Annotated in this window: 16 protein-coding genes; 5 read left to right on the forward strand and 11 right to left on the reverse strand. The window is 71.2% G+C overall.

The features are described 5' to 3' along the window. Nucleotides 1-32: 32 nt before the first annotated feature. Nucleotides 33-2,426, reverse strand: coding sequence for an HAD-IC family P-type ATPase (locus tag ACWA15_RS11285; RefSeq protein WP_464055320.1), 2,394 nt, complete (start codon nucleotides 2,424-2,426; stop codon nucleotides 33-35). Between the two features lie 512 nt (nucleotides 2,427-2,938). Here ACWA15_RS11285 and ACWA15_RS11290 point away from each other — a divergent pair. Continuing rightward, a complete protein-coding gene (locus tag ACWA15_RS11290) occupies nucleotides 2,939-3,415 on the forward strand; it encodes a DUF6325 family protein (protein ID WP_464055321.1) in 477 nt (158 codons plus the stop codon). Nucleotides 3,416-3,664: 249 nt separating this feature from the next. Here ACWA15_RS11290 and ACWA15_RS11295 read toward each other — a convergent pair whose 3' ends face one another. Together ACWA15_RS11295 and ACWA15_RS11300 are read right to left on the reverse strand one after the other, a co-directional pair. Then, nucleotides 3,665-5,005: a class I SAM-dependent RNA methyltransferase gene (locus tag ACWA15_RS11295; RefSeq protein ID WP_464059488.1), complete on the reverse strand. Its 1,341-nt coding sequence runs from the start codon at nucleotides 5,003-5,005 to the stop codon at nucleotides 3,665-3,667. A gap of 36 nt (nucleotides 5,006-5,041) precedes the next feature. After that, complete coding sequence (locus ACWA15_RS11300; RefSeq protein ID WP_464055322.1) at nucleotides 5,042-7,051, reverse strand: APC family permease; 2,010 nt, start codon at nucleotides 7,049-7,051, stop codon at nucleotides 5,042-5,044. A 143-nt stretch (nucleotides 7,052-7,194) separates the two neighbouring features. Between ACWA15_RS11300 and ACWA15_RS11305 the strand changes: the two genes are divergently transcribed. Together ACWA15_RS11305 and ACWA15_RS11310 are read left to right on the forward strand one after the other, a co-directional pair. Further along, the gene (locus ACWA15_RS11305; protein WP_464059489.1) at nucleotides 7,195-7,845 is read left to right on the forward strand and encodes a potassium channel family protein; all 651 of its coding nucleotides are present in this window, start codon (nucleotides 7,195-7,197) and stop codon (nucleotides 7,843-7,845) included. Continuing rightward, nucleotides 7,845-8,519, forward strand: coding sequence for a potassium channel family protein (locus tag ACWA15_RS11310; RefSeq protein WP_464055323.1), 675 nt, complete (start codon nucleotides 7,845-7,847; stop codon nucleotides 8,517-8,519). The genes ACWA15_RS11305 and ACWA15_RS11310 overlap by 1 nt, the downstream gene beginning before the upstream one ends. On the opposite strand, the gene ACWA15_RS11315 is transcribed toward ACWA15_RS11310, so the two are convergent. From ACWA15_RS11315 to dut, 4 genes are all read right to left on the reverse strand, one after another. Continuing rightward, nucleotides 8,452-9,180 (reverse strand): DUF3159 domain-containing protein, encoded by a 729-nt coding sequence (locus tag ACWA15_RS11315; RefSeq protein ID WP_464055325.1) that lies wholly within the window; start codon nucleotides 9,178-9,180, stop codon nucleotides 8,452-8,454. The two genes, ACWA15_RS11310 and ACWA15_RS11315, sit on opposite strands and share 68 nt — an antisense overlap. A 19-nt stretch (nucleotides 9,181-9,199) precedes the next feature. Next, nucleotides 9,200-9,568 (reverse strand): OB-fold nucleic acid binding domain-containing protein, encoded by a 369-nt coding sequence (locus ACWA15_RS11320; protein WP_464055326.1) that lies wholly within the window; start codon nucleotides 9,566-9,568, stop codon nucleotides 9,200-9,202. Beyond that, nucleotides 9,568-10,353 carry a DUF3710 domain-containing protein gene (locus tag ACWA15_RS11325; protein WP_464055328.1) on the reverse strand — a complete coding sequence of 262 codons (786 nt, stop codon included), beginning with the start codon at nucleotides 10,351-10,353 and terminating at the stop codon, nucleotides 9,568-9,570. Before ACWA15_RS11325 ends, ACWA15_RS11320 begins: the two co-directional genes overlap by 1 nt. Nucleotides 10,354-10,498: 145 nt before the next feature. Next, entirely contained in the window at nucleotides 10,499-10,972 is a 474-nt protein-coding gene (gene dut, locus ACWA15_RS11330; protein ID WP_464055330.1) for a dUTP diphosphatase, read from the reverse strand. Nucleotides 10,973-11,081: 109 nt separating this feature from the next. On the opposite strand from dut, the gene ACWA15_RS11335 reads away from it, so the two are divergent. Continuing rightward, a complete protein-coding gene (locus ACWA15_RS11335; protein WP_464055331.1) occupies nucleotides 11,082-11,573 on the forward strand; it encodes a DUF3093 domain-containing protein in 492 nt (163 codons plus the stop codon). Between the two features lie 81 nt (nucleotides 11,574-11,654). Here ACWA15_RS11335 and ACWA15_RS11340 read toward each other — a convergent pair whose 3' ends face one another. Beyond that, a complete protein-coding gene (locus tag ACWA15_RS11340) occupies nucleotides 11,655-11,954 on the reverse strand; it encodes a DUF4193 domain-containing protein (protein ID WP_464055333.1) in 300 nt (99 codons plus the stop codon). A 235-nt stretch (nucleotides 11,955-12,189) separates the two neighbouring features. After that, nucleotides 12,190-13,047, reverse strand: a complete 858-nt coding sequence (locus tag ACWA15_RS11345) for an inositol monophosphatase family protein (protein ID WP_464055334.1) — start codon at nucleotides 13,045-13,047, stop codon at nucleotides 12,190-12,192. 141 nt (nucleotides 13,048-13,188) lie between these two features. Here ACWA15_RS11345 and sepH point away from each other — a divergent pair, with 141 nt between their 5' ends. Beyond that, nucleotides 13,189-14,379 carry a septation protein SepH gene (gene sepH / locus ACWA15_RS11350; RefSeq protein WP_464055336.1) on the forward strand — a complete coding sequence of 397 codons (1,191 nt, stop codon included), beginning with the start codon at nucleotides 13,189-13,191 and terminating at the stop codon, nucleotides 14,377-14,379. Between the two features lie 39 nt (nucleotides 14,380-14,418). Here the strand turns inward: sepH and ACWA15_RS11355 are convergent, their stop codons facing one another. Then, nucleotides 14,419-15,603, reverse strand: coding sequence for an alkaline phosphatase family protein (locus ACWA15_RS11355; RefSeq protein WP_464055338.1), 1,185 nt, complete (start codon nucleotides 15,601-15,603; stop codon nucleotides 14,419-14,421). Then, on the reverse strand, nucleotides 15,600-16,238 hold the full coding sequence (locus ACWA15_RS11360) for a DUF5998 family protein (RefSeq protein ID WP_464055339.1): 639 nt from the start codon (nucleotides 16,236-16,238) through the stop codon (nucleotides 15,600-15,602). The genes ACWA15_RS11355 and ACWA15_RS11360 overlap by 4 nt, the downstream gene beginning before the upstream one ends. Nucleotides 16,239-16,283 lie beyond the last annotated feature (45 nt).

Here is a 16,283-nt window from a genome sequence, read left to right on the forward strand (position 1 = left end):
GCTGCGACCATCATAGCGCATGTATCTTGACGTCAAGATACATTCCGGGCCACGAGCCACGGCGTCAGCCAGCGGTGGATCACCTCGACGAGGATGCACCCCACGACGATCGCGCCGAGGATCACTCCGGCCGCGCTGCGGCTCGGGTACTCGAGCTCGACGAGCTCGTGGACCCACGGGATCCACAGCGTCGCGGCCGCGGCCGCGGCCAGCGCCGTGATCATCGCGACCTTCCACGGCGCCCACGGGCGGGCGACCACCCCCACGACGAACAGGCCCACGACGATGAGCACGATGTAGACGGCGGTCCGGGCCTGGACGAGGGAGTCAAGGTTCCACACGACCGAGAACACCACGAGAGCGAGCGTCCCGGTGACGATGCCCAGCGGGATCGCGAAGGACAGGCACCGGCGCAGGAACCCGGGCAGGTACCGCTGGTTGTTGGACGGCAGCGCCAGCAGGAACGCCGGGATCCCGATGGTCAGCGAGCCGATGATGGTCATGTGCCGCGGCAGGAACGGGTACGGCCAGGCGAGCAGCACGACGACGACGGCGAGCAGCGCCGCGTAGGTCGTCTTGGTGAGGAAGAGGGTCGCGACCCGCTCCATGTTCGCCATCACCCGGCGCCCTTGTCCGAGCACCCCGGGCAGGGTCGCGAACCGGCCGTCGACGAGGACGATGCGGGCCACGGCCTTGGTCGCCCCCGCGCCGTTGCCCATCGCGATGCCCAGGTCGGCGTCCTTGAGCGCGAGGGCGTCGTTGACACCGTCCCCGGTCATCGCCACGACGTGCCCCTGACCTTGCAGCACGTGCACGATCTCGCGCTTCTGCTCGGGGCTGACCCGGCCGAAGACGTCGTACTCGGCGACGATGCGGGCCAGCTCGGCCGGGTCGTCGGTGGGCAGGTGCCGGGCGTCGTAGCCCGCCACCTCGACCCCCTCCCCGCGCAGCTCGACCCGGGTGGCGATCGCCGCGACGGTGTCGGGGTTGTCGCCGGAGATGACCTTGGCGCGCACGCCCTGCTCACGGAAGTAGGCGAGGGTCTGGGCTGCGTCGGGGCGGATCCGCTCCCCCAGCACGGCGACGACGGCGAGCTGGAGGTCGCCCGCGAGCGGGGCCTCGGTCCCGGGCATCCCTTGCGGGCTGCGGGCGAGCAGCAGCACCCGGGCGCCGGTGTCGGCCTCCCCGGCCACCAGGGTGCGCGCCCGCTGAGCGGCGTCGTCCGTGCGGTGCCCGAGCAGGATCTCGGGGGCGCCCATCACCCAGGCGCCGTCGGCGGTGGCCAGGGCGCTCCACTTGCGGGCGGAGGAGAACGGGACGGACCCGGTGACCGCGGCGGCGGTGACCGCGTCGACGCCGGTCGCCAGGGCCTTGGAGGTGGCGTTCCCGTCGGCGTCGGCCGCGAAGGCCGCGAGCGCGGCCATCGCCCCGGGGAGGTCGGCGAGGGTCTTGAGACTGGTGAGGGACACGGTCCCGTCGGTGATGGTGCCGGTCTTGTCGAGGCAGAGCACGTCCACCCGGGCGAGCACCTCGACCGCGGCGAGCTCCTGGACAAGCACCTTCTGACGGGCCAGGAGCATCGAGGCGATCGCGAAGTTCAGCGAGGTGAGCAGGACCAGCCCCTCGGGGATCATCCCGACCACCCCGGCCACGGCCGCCACGACCGCGTCCTTCCAGTTCTCGCCCTGGAGGGCGGTCTCCCACCCCCCGGTCGCCTGCAGCTGGCTCCAGGCGAGCAGCAGCGCGATCGGGACGATCCCGAAGGAGACGATGCGCAGGATCTTGTTCACGCCGTCGCGCAGGTCCGACTGCACGGTCGAGTACTTCTTCGCCGCAGCGGTGATCCGGTTGGCGTAGCCCTCCTCACCGACCCTGGTGACCCGGTAGACGGCGCTGCCGGCCACGATCGAGGACCCCGAGAGCACCTCGGCGCCGAGTGGCTTGTGCACCGAGTGCGACTCCCCGGTGAGCATGGACTCGTCGACCTCGAGGCCCCGGGACTCCAGGACCTCCCCGTCCGCGGGGACCTGGTCCCCGGCTCCCAGGTGCACGACGTCGTCGCGCACGATGTCCTCCAGGCGCACCTGCCCCAGGGCGCCGTCGCGGGTCACCCGCGCGAACGGCGCGTCGAGGATCGCGAGGTTGTCCAGGGTGCGCTTGGCCCGGTACTCGGTGACGATCCCGATCGCCGCGTTGATGACGATGACCAGGCCGAACAACGCGTCCGGCCAGCGGCCCGTGGCAAGCACGAGGACGAGGGCGATCACGAGGATGAGGTTGAACAGCGTGAAGATGTTCTCCCGGAGGATGTCCTTGAAGGACCGGGAGGTCTGGTGGGAGACCGTGTTGCTCAGGCCCTGGGACCGGCGCTCGTCGACCTCGGCTGCGGTGAGGCCAGCCATGCTGGTCGTGGTCGATCCGTTCATCGGTACTCCTGGGCATCGCCGTCGCTGCAGTCACTGCCGTCACTGACGGGAACAACATACCCAGCGTGCGGGACGGGCGTCGCCGGCGACTACCGCGTGACCACCGCCACGCACTCCACGTGGCGCGTCATCGAGACGACGCCAAGGGTCCTGGGCCCTGGTCCGTTCGATTCCAGGGAGATGATTCGGGCCTCCTGGTCTCGGCGAACGCAGCACGCCGCTGACGATCACGTACCGAGTCGACGGCTCCAGCACGGCAGACCAACTGCAGCTCGACATCTCCGGGAAGGCCATCACCCCATGGATCCCCCTCTTATACCGGCATGACTCCCGTGGGCGCTCCAGACCACGGTCATCCGTGAGGGACGAGGCGCCCGGCAGCAGTCCCGAAGCACACTCGGAGTATCGAGAACGACCATGGCTGCTGACGGTGCACGTCTTGGACATCCAACCGGAGCATGACCGTCGTGGTCGTACTGCGAGTCGTCACCACACCACGAGAGGAGTTGTGCATGAGCATCAACATTGACGAGCTCGGGCCGGTCGACTGGATCGTCCTCGAGTTCCCGGAGCCGAAGTTCACCGGCAAGGTCGCCCCGATCCTGAAGGACCTCGTCGACCGAAACCTGATCCGCGTCCTGGACCTGATCTTCCTGACCAAGGACACCGACGGAGGCTACGAGGTCTTCGAGGCCTCGGACATGGAGGACAGCGACATCGGTGAGCTGCGCGCCTATGAGACAGAGCTGGCGATGCTGCTGAGCGAGCAGGACGTCATCGACCTGGTCGAGACGATCGAGCCCGGCAGCGCGGCAGCGGTGCTCGTGTGGGAGAACCTGTGGGCGGCGCCGTTCGGTTCGGCTGTCCGCCATGCTGGCGGCCAGCTGGCCGCCAGCGGGCGCATTCCGATCCAGGCGGTGATCGCGGCCGTCGAGGCCGACGCCGCAGACGCAGACGCAGACGCAGACGCAGACGAGGAAGGAGACTGACATGCCCATGGCAGCCAGGCGCAGGAGAAGGACCGTGGCCGCGGTCGGAGGCGCCGTCGTGGTGGCGCACGGGATCAACCGCCGAGGTGATCGACGAGAAGATCGCCGCGACGACCGTGGCGACCGCCGCGACGACCGCCGCGACCGCCGCTAGGCAGATCCGGGTCCCCTGCGAAGCCAACCGCGAGCGTGTCGGCTTCACAGGGGGCGATCCGGTCGCCCTCTGCGCTCGTCGGACGGGGCTGCGCCCTACCGCGTGAGAACCGCCACGCACTCCACGTGGTGCGTCATCGGGAACAGGTCGAAGGCCCGCAGGCTCTCCAGCTCGTACCCGTCCTTGGCCAGGTAGGCGATGTCGCGGGCGAGGGCGGCCGGGTCGCAGGCCACGTAGACGATCCGGGACGGGGACAGCGCGACGATCTCCTTGATCGTCTTGGCGCCGGCACCGGTGCGGGGCGGGTCGAGGACGACGATGTCGGCCCCCCCGATCGCGCCGTGCCCGGCGGTGCGCAGCACGTGATCGACCGCGCCCTCGTGGATCTCCACCTGCTCGTAGGCATGGGCGTTGCGGCGGGCGTCCTTGGCGGCGCGGGCGTCGCCCTCGATGGACACGACCCGCCCGACCTGACCCACGGCCTTGGCGAGGGGGACCGTGAACAGCCCGGCCCCGGCATAGAGGTCGACGACGGTCGCGTCGGTGATGTCGCCGTCGGCGCCGCCGCGGGCGGAGTCGAGCACGACCTGGGCGAGCAGGGACGGAGCCTCGCGGTGCACCTGCCAGAACCCGTCGGCGGCGACCCGGTAGGTGATCTCCTCGCCGTCGACCACGACGGTCTCGGTCACGGCGCGGCGGACGTTGGGCCGCTTGTCGAGGCCCGACCCGCGCACGACGTCGCCGTCGGCCAGGACGATCGGGTCGGCGCCCGAGGCGGGCGCGACGATCTCGATCGCGGTGCCCGGCGCCCAGCGGCGGGTGAAGACCTTCTCGGCCGTCGCGGCGGCGAGCACCTCCTCGGTCGCCAGCGGCATGGTGTGCAGCGGGACGACGTCGTGGGAGCGGAACATGCGCATGCCGGCCCGGCCGGCGTCGTCGGCGACGAGGTCGATGCGGGTGCGCCAGCCGAGGCCGCCGCGCTCGTCGTCGCCGGGGGCAGCCTCCACGACGACCTCACGGTCGATCTTGGCCAGGCGGCTCAGCTGCTCGGCGACCACGGTCGCCTTCCAGCGGCGCTGGGCCTCGAGCGCGACGTGGGCGAGCTCGCCGCCGCCGACGCCGTCGGCACCGGCCTGGCGCCAGGGCGAACGGACCCGGTCTGGTGACGCCTCGAGGATCTCGATCGCGTCGGCGCGCCAGAACGTCGACCCCTCGCCGGAGTCGGTCAGGCGCGCGAGCACCCGCTCCCCGGGGAGGGTGTGCCGGACGAACACGACGCGCCCCTCGTGGCGTGCGACGCAGTGACCACCGTGGGCGATCCGGCCGATCTCGAGCTCGATGAGCGCAGTCGGCTCAGCGGGCTCGGTGGGGGCGGGCTCGGTGGGCGCAGCGGAAGCAGGCACGTCAGCAGGCAGGTCGGAAGGCACAGAGTTGATAGGCACCCGTCAAGTATCCCCCGCCGGCCGGCCCCGTCAGTACCCGATCCGCCGTCGCTTCTCCACGTAGGCCGTCCCCTCGAGGCCGGTCTGCCCCTTGGTCGAGGACAGCTGCCACGGGACGGAGGCGACCACGACACCCGGGGTGAACAGCAGACGCCCCTTGAGCCGCAGCGCGCTCTGGTTGTGCAGCAGCTGCTCCCACCAGTGCCCGACGACGTACTCGGGGATGTAGACCACCACGAGGTCGCGGGGGCTCTCCCGGCGGATGGAGCGCACGTAGGACAGGATCGGACGGGTGATCTCCCGGAACGGGGAGTCCAGCACCCGCAGCGGCACGGGCAGGTCGAGCGCCTCCCAGGTGGCCGTGAGCCGCGCGATGTCCTCGGCGTCGACCCCCACGGTGAGCGCCTCGAGGGTGTTGGGCCGGGACGCCCGGGCGTAGGAGATCGCCCGCATCGTCGGCTTGTGCAGCTTGGAGACCAGGACGATGGCGTGCACCCGGCTGGGCAGCGCGCGCGAGGCGGAGGGGTCCTCCCCCAGCTCGAGCTCGGCGGAGACGACGTCGTAGTGCGAGCGGATCGCCTTCATGAGCACGAACAGGCCGGCCATCGCGAGCAGGGCGATCCACGCGCCGTGCGTGAACTTCGTCAGCAGCACGATGATGAGGACGGTGCCAGTCATGGCCAGGCCCACCCCGTTGACCACCCGGGACCGGCCCATGGTGGCCCGCGTCTTCGGGTTCGTCTCGGTGCGCAGGGCCGTGGTCCAGTGCCGGACCATGCCCAGCTGGGAGAGGGTGAAGGAGACGAACACCCCGACGATGTAGAGCTGGATGAGCCGCGTGACCTCGGCGTCGAAGGCCCAGATGAGGACGATCGCGCCGGCCGCGAGGGTGAGGATGCCGTTGGAGAAGGCGAGCCGGTCACCCCGGGTGTGCAGCTGGCGGGGCAGGTACCCGTCCTTGGCCAGGATCGAGCCGAGCACCGGGAAGCCGTTGAAGGCGGTGTTCGCCGCGAGGATGAGGATGACCCCGGTGATCGCGGAGACGAGGTAGAAGGCGAGCGGGACGCCTTGGAACACGGCCTCGGCCAGCTGCCCGATCACCGGGTGCTGGACGTAGTCGGCCGGGAGCAGCTGCCCGCCGGAGGTGAGCTGGGTGTGCGGGTCCTCGGCGTAGTGCACGCCCGTGAGCTTGGCGAGGAAGAGGATCGCCATGATCATCACCGCGGAGATCCCGCCGAGCAGCGCGAGGGTGGTCGCGGCGTTCTTCGACTTCGGCTTCTGGAAGGCCGGCACACCGTTGCTGATCGCCTCGACGCCGGTCAGCGCGGCACACCCGGAGGCGAAGGCGCGGGCGATGAGGAAGGCGCCGGCGAAGCCGATCAGCCCCTCGTCGAAGCCCGGCTGGGCCACGAGCTCGAACTCCGCGCTCTCCGACATCGGCAGCGTTCCGGTGAGGCTGCGCAGGAAGCCGACGACGGCGGTGAGCCCGATGGCCAGCATGAACAGGTAGACCGGGATCGCGAAGACTTTCCCGGACTCCTTGACCCCGCGCAGGTTCGCGATGGTCAGCAGCACGACGAGGGCGATGGCGAACTGCGCCTCGTGGCCGCGCAGCGCCGGGACCGCGCTCGCCGCGTACTGGGCGCCCGAGGAGATCGACACCGCGACGGTGAGGACGTAGTCGACCATGAGGGCGCTGGCGACGGTGACGCCGGAGTTCTTGCCGAGGTTCTTCGTCGCCACCTCATAGTCGCCGCCGCCGGAGGGGTAGGCGTGGACGTTCTGGCGGTAGGAGGCCACGACGGTGATCATCACCAGGACGACCGCGAGGCCCACCCAGGGGGAGATCGTCGTCGCGGTGAAGCCGGCGACCGCGAGCGTGAGGAGGATCTCGTCCGGGGCGTAGGCGACGGACGAGAGGGCGTCCGAGGCGAACACCGGGAGGGCGATCCGCTTCGGGAGGAGGGTGTGCCCCAGGTGCTCGCTGCGGACTGGACGTCCTAGCAGCAGGCGCTTGGCGGCATCTGCGATATCCGACACGTTGAGCAATGCTAGGCCCACATTCAGGTTTCCGGTCCAGCGACGGCAGAAACCTTTACGGAACCCTTGCGCCCCTGGTCCGGGGTTCGTGTGTCGGCGTCGACCAACCTGGTATAGCGTTCCGGGTTGTGCACTTCGTCATCATGGGATGCGGGCGCGTCGGAGCCACACTGGCCCAGTCGCTCGAAAATTACGGTCACTCCGTCGCGGTCATCGACCAGAACCCCGAGGCCTTCCGCCGACTGAGCCCCGATTTCGGGGGCAAGAAGGTGACAGGTCTCGGTTTCGACCGCGACACCCTCCATCAGGCGGGGATCGACGACACCTTCGGGTTCGCGGCGGTCTCCGACGGCGACAACTCCAACATCCTCGCTGCGCGGGTGGTGCGAGAGACGTACGGGATCGAGAACGTCGTCGCCCGGATCTACGACCCGCGCCGCGCGGAGATCTACCAGCGGCTGGGCATCTCGACGGTCGCCACGGTCCGCTGGACCGCGGACCAGGTGCTGCGCCGGATGCTCCCGATGGGCGCGACCGACGAGTACCGCGACCCGTCCGGTCAGATCGGGCTGTGCCAGGTCGACGTGCACGAGGGCTGGTACGGGCACTCCATCCGGTCCATCGAAGAGGCGTCGGGGGCCCGCTCGGCCTTCGTCAGCCGCTACGGCGCCGGCGTCATCACCCACGCGGACATGGTGCTCCAGGAGAACGACATCCTGCACATGCTCGTCCACACCGACAGGTCCTCCGACATGGAACGGATTCTGACCCACGCCCCGAAGGTGGAGAGCTGATGCGCGTCGTCATCGCCGGAGCCGGCTCCGTGGGGCGTTCGATCGCCCGCGAGCTCCTGGTCTCCGATCACGAAGTCACCCTCATCGACCGCCAGCCGACGTCGATGCGCGTCGCCCAGGTGCCCGAGGCCGACTGGCTGCTCGCCGACGCCTGCGAGCTGTCCACGCTCACCGAGGCGAAAGTCGACGAGTGCGACGTCATCGTCGCGGCCACCGGGGACGACAAGGCGAACCTCGTCATCTCGCTGCTCGCCAAGACCGAGTTCGGGGTGCCGCGCACCGTGGCCCGGGTGAACAACCCGAAGAACGAGTGGATGTTCGACGAGTCCTGGGGGGTCGACGTCGCTGTCTCGACCCCGCGGATCATGACCGCCATGGTCGAGGAGGCCGTCGCGGTCGGCGACCTGGTGAAGATCTTCACCTTCCACCAGTCCGGGGCGGACATCCTGGAGATCACCCTTCCGGAGGACTCTCCGCTCACCGGTCAGCGGGTCGGTCAGGTCGTCTGGCCCGAGGACACCGTGCTCGCCGCGATCGTGCGCGGCACCCAGCCGATCGCCCCGAGCGTCGACGACACCCTCGAGGTCGGAGACGAGCTGCTCATCGTCACGGGGCGGGATGCGTCCCAGGCTGCGCTGCAGGCGCTGCTGGTCGGCGGACCAGCAGCCACGTAGCCCACAGCACCAGGGCCCACAGCGGGATACCCATGACCAGGCGTGCCGTCCCCAGCCACCCGACCGAGGCGCTGAGGTAGAGCGGGACCTGGACGGCGAGGCGCAGTCCGAACAAAGCGATCCACAGCCACGTGGCGATCGTGTAGCGACGCATGAGCGCTCGGTCCTTGCGCCACGCCGTCGACCAGAGCGGTCCGGCGGGCGGGTCCCCCGGCTCGGCCTCCACGCGACCCAGCCCGGCGCGGAGCCCTTCGACGACGACGCCCACGATCGGCCAGCCGATGAGCACCGTGACCAGCAGGACGGCGAGGTACGCGCCGTTCGTCCACAGGCCGTAGGCGAAGTAGTCGGTCGCGTCCCCCGACTTCCAGGCCCAGAACACCCCGATGGCGACGCCGAGCAGCCCGCTGAAGGCCTGCGTGACGGGCGTGCGCTGGACCAGCCGGGCGAGGACCGCCAGGAGCGCCACACCGAGCGAGGAGTACAGCGCCGGGGACAGCTCCCGGGTGATCGTGTAGACGACGACGAAGACCAGCCCGGGGAGCATCGACTCGATGGCACCTCGGACTCCGCCCACGGAGTCGCTCAGCGAGAACTCCTGGGCGGTCAGCGTGCGCACACCGGTGGTCGGAGCCTGCTCCGCGACGGGGTCGGTGGTCATCGTCTGCTCATTCTCCCTGTCATTCTCCGGGCCGGACCCGCAGCTCGTAGCGCGGGTTGTAGATCGTGGGTCGGCCGTCGATCTGGCAGACGAGTCCTTCGATGCGTGCGCGGCGGCCCGGTTCGATCCCGGCGATGCGGTGCCGACCGAGCCACACGAGGTCGACCGAGGCGGTGCCGTCGAAGAGCTCGGCCTCGAAGGCCTGCACGCCCTGGCGGGGGCGCAGGATGACCGAGCGGATGACTCCCGAGAGCGCGACCTGGACCCGGTTCCCCGCGGTCGCTGCCGCGATGCAGCCGGTCTGGGCGAGGGAGTCGGTGCGTTCCTCGTCGGCCGCGATCTCCTCCTGGGAGGCGAGGGCGTAGCTGAGCGCGGACCGAAGGCTCATCAGTGGATCTCCGTGATCTCAGGACCCCGGGTGAGGGGGTCGAAGTCAGGATCGGTCGCGCTCGGCGCGGCGTCGGCGTCGGCGTCCACGGCTGCGCCTGCGGCGGCGCTGGCCACCGGGGTGGCGTTGGCCGGCAGGGTGAGGATGAGCAGGTCGCGCGGAGGGCGCGCCTCGTCGCCGCGCACGACGACGATCTGCCCGAAGATCTCCTCGAGGGTCGCAGCGGCCTCGACGTCGACCGCAGCCTTGCCGCTGACCACCCCGCGCAGGAACCATCGGGGGCCGTCGTGGCCGATGAACCGGGCCGGACGGTGCCCGGTGCGTCCGTCCGGGGTGCGGGCCGGCAGACGGGCGAGCAGCTCGCGGCCGAACGGGCCGGGCACGTCGTCGACGGACCCACCCTGCTTGACGATGGACTCGGCGATCTCGGCGCGGATCTCGTCCCAGATGCCGTCGGTGCGCGGTGCGGCGAAGGCCTGCACCTGCAGCACGGAGCCGTCCACGGCAAGGCCGGCACCGGTCACCCGGTTGGTCTTCTGGTCGACCTCCATCCGCAGCTCCATCCCCGGCACGCCCGGGACGCGCAGTGCGCCGAGGTCGACCCGCTTGCCGATCTCGGGGACCTCGGTGACGTCCCAGGGGCCCACGCCCGCCTCAGCGGCCTCGACTCCGTGCGCGGTGGTCGCCGTCTCGTCCGGCTCAGCCGCGGCGCTGGACTCGCTGTCGGCCCCGGAGTCCTGCGTCGGTGCAAGGGTCTCTTTGGAACCGCGTCGGAACAGGGCCACTGGTTCGTCTCCTTCAGATCTTCGGTGATGCGTGTGAGGCAGGTCCGCCCCGGGACGAGTGCAGGTGAGACTGCACAGGGCGGGACAACACTAAACGGTCCGTGACCTCTACGTGACAAGACTAGGCCGCGGGCGCCGGGGTGAACTAGTTCTCCGCTACCGGTGAACGCGACCAGCCGCCGCTCGAGCCGAAGCCGCCCTCGCCCCGGTCGGACCCCGGGAGACGGTCGGCCACGACGAACCGCGCCCGGGCCACCTGCTGCACGACGAGCTGGGCGATGCGGTCGCCGCGGGCCAGGGTGATGGTCTCGACCGGGTCGCTGTTGTAGAGGGTGACGGCGATCTCGCCGCGGTACCCGGCGTCGACCGTGCCGGGCGCGTTGACGATCGTCAGGCCGTGCCGCGCCGCCAGCCCGGACCGGGGCAGGACGAAGGCCGCGTAGCCGTCGGGCATCGCGATGGCGACGCCGGTGGGGACGGTGGCCCGCTGCAGCGGCGCGAGGGTGACGTCGACCGTCGTGACGAGGTCGGCGCCGGCGTCGCCCGGGTGGGCGTAGGCGGGCACCCGGACCGCGTCGTCGAGCAGGGTGATGAGGATCTCTGGAGAGTGCGTGGTCACGGTAGGAGACTCTAGCCCGCCGACGGTGACACGCAGTAGGCCGCAGCAGACACAGGGAGGCACTCGGGGCACGGGGAAGCGCTGGGCGCCCCCTGGCATCATGGGTGCCATGACCTCAGCCGCGCCAGCACCCGATCCTGCCCCCGAGACGCCGAGCCCCACGGGGGCGGCCTTCACCGAGAAGCTGCTGCCCGGCCCGGGCGGGTGGATCGGGGTGGTGGTGTTCGCGGCGGTCCTCGGTGTGGCGCTGACCGTGGCCGGTCCGGTCACCGCGGTGGTGACCGGTCTCGTGACGCTGGCCGCCGGCATCGCGCTGGCGTGGGCGACCTCACCCGTCGTCATGGTGCGCGACGGCGAGCTCGTGGCCGGGAAGGCACACATCCCGCTCGCGCTGCTCGGGGAGGTCACGGTCCTGGACCGGGCCGGCGTCCAGCGCGCGATGGGCACCGAGTGGGACCCGCGGGCCTTCGCATGCCTGCGCACGTGGGCCGGCGGCGGGGTCAGGGTCGAGGTCAGCGACCCCGCGGACCCGACGCCGTACTGGATCGTCTCCAGCCGGCGCGCCGCTGACCTGGCGGCCGCGCTCTCCGCACGGGGGTGACGTCCTGACGCGACGAGACCGCGCGACCGACCCTGGGGACGATCGCGCGGCAACGAGAGCAGGTGAGGGCAGGCCCGAAGGTCAGGCTGCGCACTCCGAGCAGATCTGCTTGCCGTCCTTCTCGATGGCGAGCTGGCTGCGGTGGTGGACGAGGAAGCAGTTCGAGCACGTGAACTCGTCCGCCTGACGCGGGAGCACGCGGACGGAGAGCTCTTCGCCGGAGAGGTCGGCGCCGGGGAGCTCGAAGCCCTCGGCGGCTTCTGTCTCGTCTTCGTCCACGACTCCTGAGCTCTTGTCAGAGCGACGCGCCTTCAGCTCTTCGAGAGAGTCCTCACTGAGGTCTTCCTCTGTCTTGCGGGGGGCGTCGTAGTCGGTTGCCATGTGTGGGCTCACACTCCATTGCAGATGTTTGGTGGGTGCCGAGGCGACTGCGAAGCCCCTCGGTATGACGCAACTCGTTGCTTACGCATGTAATGCTCGGGCCACTCCAGTTGTTCCCAGGTGGCGAACGGATTGTGCAACATTTTGGCGCCCACCGCACATCCGCGGGTCGGTGACCTTGCTCACTGGCCCCATTTCACCCCGATCCGGCCGTGAAAACGTGTTCGTGACCGGCTCACGCGCCGTGGTCTGCTCCGTGCTCCTCGAGCAGCGCCGCGAGCTCGGCGACGGACGCACCGGGGCCGGCCACGGTCATCTCCGCGCTCGCCGGGATCCCGCGGAGCCCGGTCGCGACTCCCCCGGCCTCCTCGACGATCAGCGCGCCGGCCGCCATGTCCCACGGGTTGAGCCCGCGCTCGTAGACGAGGTCGAGCGTGCCCTGGGCAACCATGCACAGGTCGAGGGCGGCCGACCCGATCCGCCGGATGTCACGGACCCGGGGCAGCACGTGCGTGAGCACCTGCGCCTGGGCCGCGCGGCGCTCGCTCGCGTAGCCGAAGCCCGTCCCGACCAGGCTCTGGGAGAGGTCCTTGGCGGCGTTGACCGAGATCGGCACGCCGTCCCGGGTGGCTCCCCCGCCGCGCGAGGCCGTCCAGCTCGTCCCGCCGCTCACGTGCACGACGCACCCGGCCAGGGCCGTCCACTCGCGCGGGTCGGGCGTGCCGGCCACGACCGCCACGGAGATCGCGTAGGCGGGCACACCGTAGAGGTAGTTGACCGTCCCGTCGACCGGGTCGATGACCCAGGTGAGCCCGCTCGTGCCGGCCACGTGACCGTCCTCCTCACCGAGGATGGCGTCGTGGGGGCGCTCGGCCAGGATGAGCCTGCGCAGCAGGACCTCCGAGGCCGCATCCATCGCGGTGACGACGTCGACCGGGGAGGATTTCGTGGCCGCCACGGTCACCTGGTCGGGTCGGGTGCTGCGCACGAGGTCGGCGGCGGCGAGGGCCGCGCGCTCGGCGAGGCTGCGCAGCGCGGCGAGCCCGGCGGCGTCGGGCAGGGAGCTGGCGGGTACTGGGTTCTCTGGCGTCATAGGATCATCTTGCCTGACGCTGTGCGGGCCGAGGTCGAACGCCGATCGTCCATCTCCGTGAGCGGCGCACCGACCCACGTGCGCCGCGGGGCCCCGAGAAGATGGCACCCTGACACGTAAGCAGGTGCCACAGGAGGACGCATGGTTGAGTTGAGTGCAGGTGAACTACGGCTCGTCGGGCTGCACGACGACGGGGAGCATCTCGTCCTGGCAGGTCCGGGTGGCAAGCGGCTCCGGTTGCCGATCACCGACGAGCTGCGCGCAGCGGTGCGCGGGGACCGGCCGCGCCTGGAGCACCTGAAGTCTCAGGGTGCCGGCGTGCTGCCCCCGCGCGAGATCCAGTCCCGGGTGCGCGCCGGACAGAGCGCCGAGGAGATCGCCGCCGACTCCGGGATCACCGTCGCCCAGGTCCGCCGCTACGAGGGACCCGTGCTCGCCGAGCGCGCCTTCATCGCCCAGCAGGCCGCGGCCACCCGCGTCGGCCGCGACAGCAGCTCCCCGAGCCTCGGTGACCTGGTCACCGACCGGCTCGCCGCCCGCGGCGTGGACACCGAGACACTCGAGTGGGACGCCGCCCGCCCGGACGGGCACGGGTGGATCGTCACCGTGGCCTTCCTCGTCTCCGGCCAGGAACGGATCGCGCGCTGGACCTTCGACGCCCCGGCCCGGTCCCTGCACGCCCTCGAGGACGAGGCCCGCTGGCTCTCCGAGACCGAGATCGCCGACGAGCCCATCCCCCGCCGTCACCTGGCCTCGGTCCGCGCCTCCGTCTACGACGTCGAGGTGGACGGCTCGATCCGCCCCGTGCTCGACGCGGTCGACTCTCGCCACGACCCCCGGCACGACTCCCGGCGCTCCGACCCAGACGCGGCCGTCACCGACCCTCGGGACGTCGAGCTCGAGGAGACCTCAGCACTGCTCGACGACCTGCGGGGTCGGCGCGGAGTGCGCCAGCAGATGGACCTCGACGACGAGACCAGCTTCGAGGGCTTCGGCCCGCCGGCGATCTTCAACCTCGACTCGGCCGAGGACGTGCCGGGCGCCCACCCCGCCGACGACACGGGCGACGCGGGCGACGCACGGGTCTACTCCCTCCCGAAAGTCACCCTCCCCGAGGCGTCGGCCGACCACCCGAGCGCCCAGCGCCCCGCCCCGGACGAGACCCCGGCGGAGCCTGCTGCGGCACCGGACTTGGCACCGGCCGCGGCGTCAGCTGGCGCACCGGACGATGCTGCGCCGGCCGAGGAGCCGGTCAAGCCGCGCACCGCCAAGCGTGCCCGGTCCAAGGTGCCCAGCTGGGACGAGATCGTCTTCGGGGCGAAGCCGGAGTAGTCCCGACGCTGGAGGATACTTCAGATGCGGCAGGGGACTTCAGACGCCGAGCGTCAGGTACGGGATGCGCATCTCGCGCGGGGTGAGCGAACCGTGGACTCCGCGGAGCCCGAGCGAGGCGGCGCTCTGCGTCCGGGAGTCGACGACGGTCCCTGCGCCGGTCAGCGCCACGATCACGTCGCCGATGTACGGTGCGACGTGGTCGGAGACCGGTCCCAGCCAGCCGGCACCGACGACCTCGTCGCGGGTGGCCACGAGCGCGCCGTCGCCGAGCACGTCCTGCCAGCGGGCGGCGACGGCGTCGGCGCCGCTGGCCTTGCGGGAGTAGACGTGGACGGCCCGGGGCTCCCCGGCGACGACCTTGACGCCTTCGCTCAGCCCGGGGGTCTGTGCCACGTCCCAGCGCCGAGAGACGTCGACGTCGACCATGCCGTGGTCGGCGGTGATGATCAGACGGGTGCCGCGGGGCAGGGTTCGCGCGAGGCGTTCGATCTCGCGGTCGGCGGCCTCGAGCGCGTCGCCCCACTGCCAGGACAGCGCGCCCTCGTGGTGGCCGATCTTGTCGACGTCACCCCAGTACAGGTAGACCATGCCGGGTGAGATGAGCTCGTAGGCGGCCGCGTCGACGCGGTCGGCCAACGACTCCGCGTTCCAGTACCGGCCCCCGCGCAGCGCGGCGCGGGTCATCCCGGACTGTGCGAACCGGGCCGGGCCCACCGTGGTCACCGACACCCCGGCCGCGGTGATCGCCTCGAAGACGGTCGGTTCGCGCTGGACGTCCTCGGGTGCGCCGAGACCGGTCCAGGAGACCATGTTCGCCACCGCCCCGGTGTGCGGGTTGCGGACCGTGTAGCCGAGCAGGCCCGTCCGTCCCGGCCCGGTGCCGGTACCGAAGATGCCCATGGACACGGCCGTGGTCGAGGGGAAGCCGCAGGTGAGCTCGCCGCCGTCGGCCAGGATGGAGCGCATGAACGGTGCGTGCCCGCTGCGCTCGGTGAGGTTCTCGAAGCCGAGCCCGTCGATGAGGACGACACACACCCGCTCTGCCGGCGCGAGGCCCAGCAGGTCCTGGGCGGCCGCGAACCGGCCAGGGCCGTCGGTCACGCCCAGGCTCCCCGCGACGGCGGGCAGCACGGCCGACAGGCTGCGGCCACCGACGTCCGGGAGCAGGAGACCGGCGCTGCGGGCGGTGTCGGTGAGGCTCGTGGTGGGCGCCGGTGTCACCGGGTCCCGCCCCGGGCGGCCTGCCCGGTCGCTGCCGAGAGTGCTTTGGCGAACGCGACCGCGGACCGGACGGCGTCGAGGCCCTCGGCCTGCGCGCTGATCCGCACGAGGACGTCGTCGTTGGCGACCGAGCCGGTCAGCCCGTGGTCGGCCTCGCACTGCGGGTCGGGGCACTGCATCGGCTCGAGGTCGATGCGGGAGACGGCACCCCACCCGACGGCCAGGGTGAGCTCGGCCGGGGGTGCACCCGGGACGTGCTTCTCGGGTGAGTTCACCATGTGCGTCAGCACGACCGACTTCACCTGGGCCAGCGGGACAGCCTCGGTCGTCGCCGCGGCGCTCGACTGGGAGGCGGTGCGCTCCTCCACGTCATGGGCGTCGTGGGTGTCGGGGTGGTCGCCGGAGTGGTCGTCGACGTGGGCGAGCACGAGCCGAGAGCCGGTGAGCACCAGCACGGTCACGTGGCGGCGCACCTCGGAGGTCGTGAACGTCGTCTCCACGTGGACGAGGTGGGCCTCGACGGGCTCGTCGGCGAGCGCCACGTCGAGGACGTCGGCGACGAGGTCGGGGTAGTAGCCCGCGCGGTTGAGCTGGCGGTGCAGGTCGGTACGGAGGTCAGGGCTGGTCGAAGGCACCCACCCATCCTATGCGCCGCCGGTGACAACGCCGAAGACGGGCCA

The organism is Sanguibacter sp. TS_SC_8, assembly GCF_055361235.1.

Bases quoted from the DNA above. Each gene is read 5' to 3' on its own strand.
- ACWA15_RS11285 (WP_464055320.1), bottom strand. From the start codon at position 2,426: ATGAACGGATCGACCACGACCAGCATGGCTGGCCTCACCGCAGCCGAG.
- ACWA15_RS11345 (WP_464055334.1), bottom strand. From the start codon at position 13,047: ATGACGCCAGAGAACCCAGTACCCGCCAGCTCCCTGCCCGACGCCGCC.
- ACWA15_RS11315 (WP_464055325.1), bottom strand. From the start codon at position 9,180: ATGACCACCGACCCCGTCGCGGAGCAGGCTCCGACCACCGGTGTGCGC.
- ACWA15_RS11335 (WP_464055331.1), top strand. From the start codon at position 11,082: ATGACCTCAGCCGCGCCAGCACCCGATCCTGCCCCCGAGACGCCGAGC.
- ACWA15_RS11305 (WP_464059489.1), top strand. From the start codon at position 7,195: ATGGGATGCGGGCGCGTCGGAGCCACACTGGCCCAGTCGCTCGAAAAT.
- sepH (WP_464055336.1), top strand. From the start codon at position 13,189: ATGGTTGAGTTGAGTGCAGGTGAACTACGGCTCGTCGGGCTGCACGAC.
- ACWA15_RS11310 (WP_464055323.1), top strand. From the start codon at position 7,845: ATGCGCGTCGTCATCGCCGGAGCCGGCTCCGTGGGGCGTTCGATCGCC.
- ACWA15_RS11340 (WP_464055333.1), bottom strand. From the start codon at position 11,954: ATGGCAACCGACTACGACGCCCCCCGCAAGACAGAGGAAGACCTCAGT.
- ACWA15_RS11320 (WP_464055326.1), bottom strand. From the start codon at position 9,568: ATGAGCCTTCGGTCCGCGCTCAGCTACGCCCTCGCCTCCCAGGAGGAG.
- ACWA15_RS11290 (WP_464055321.1), top strand. From the start codon at position 2,939: ATGAGCATCAACATTGACGAGCTCGGGCCGGTCGACTGGATCGTCCTC.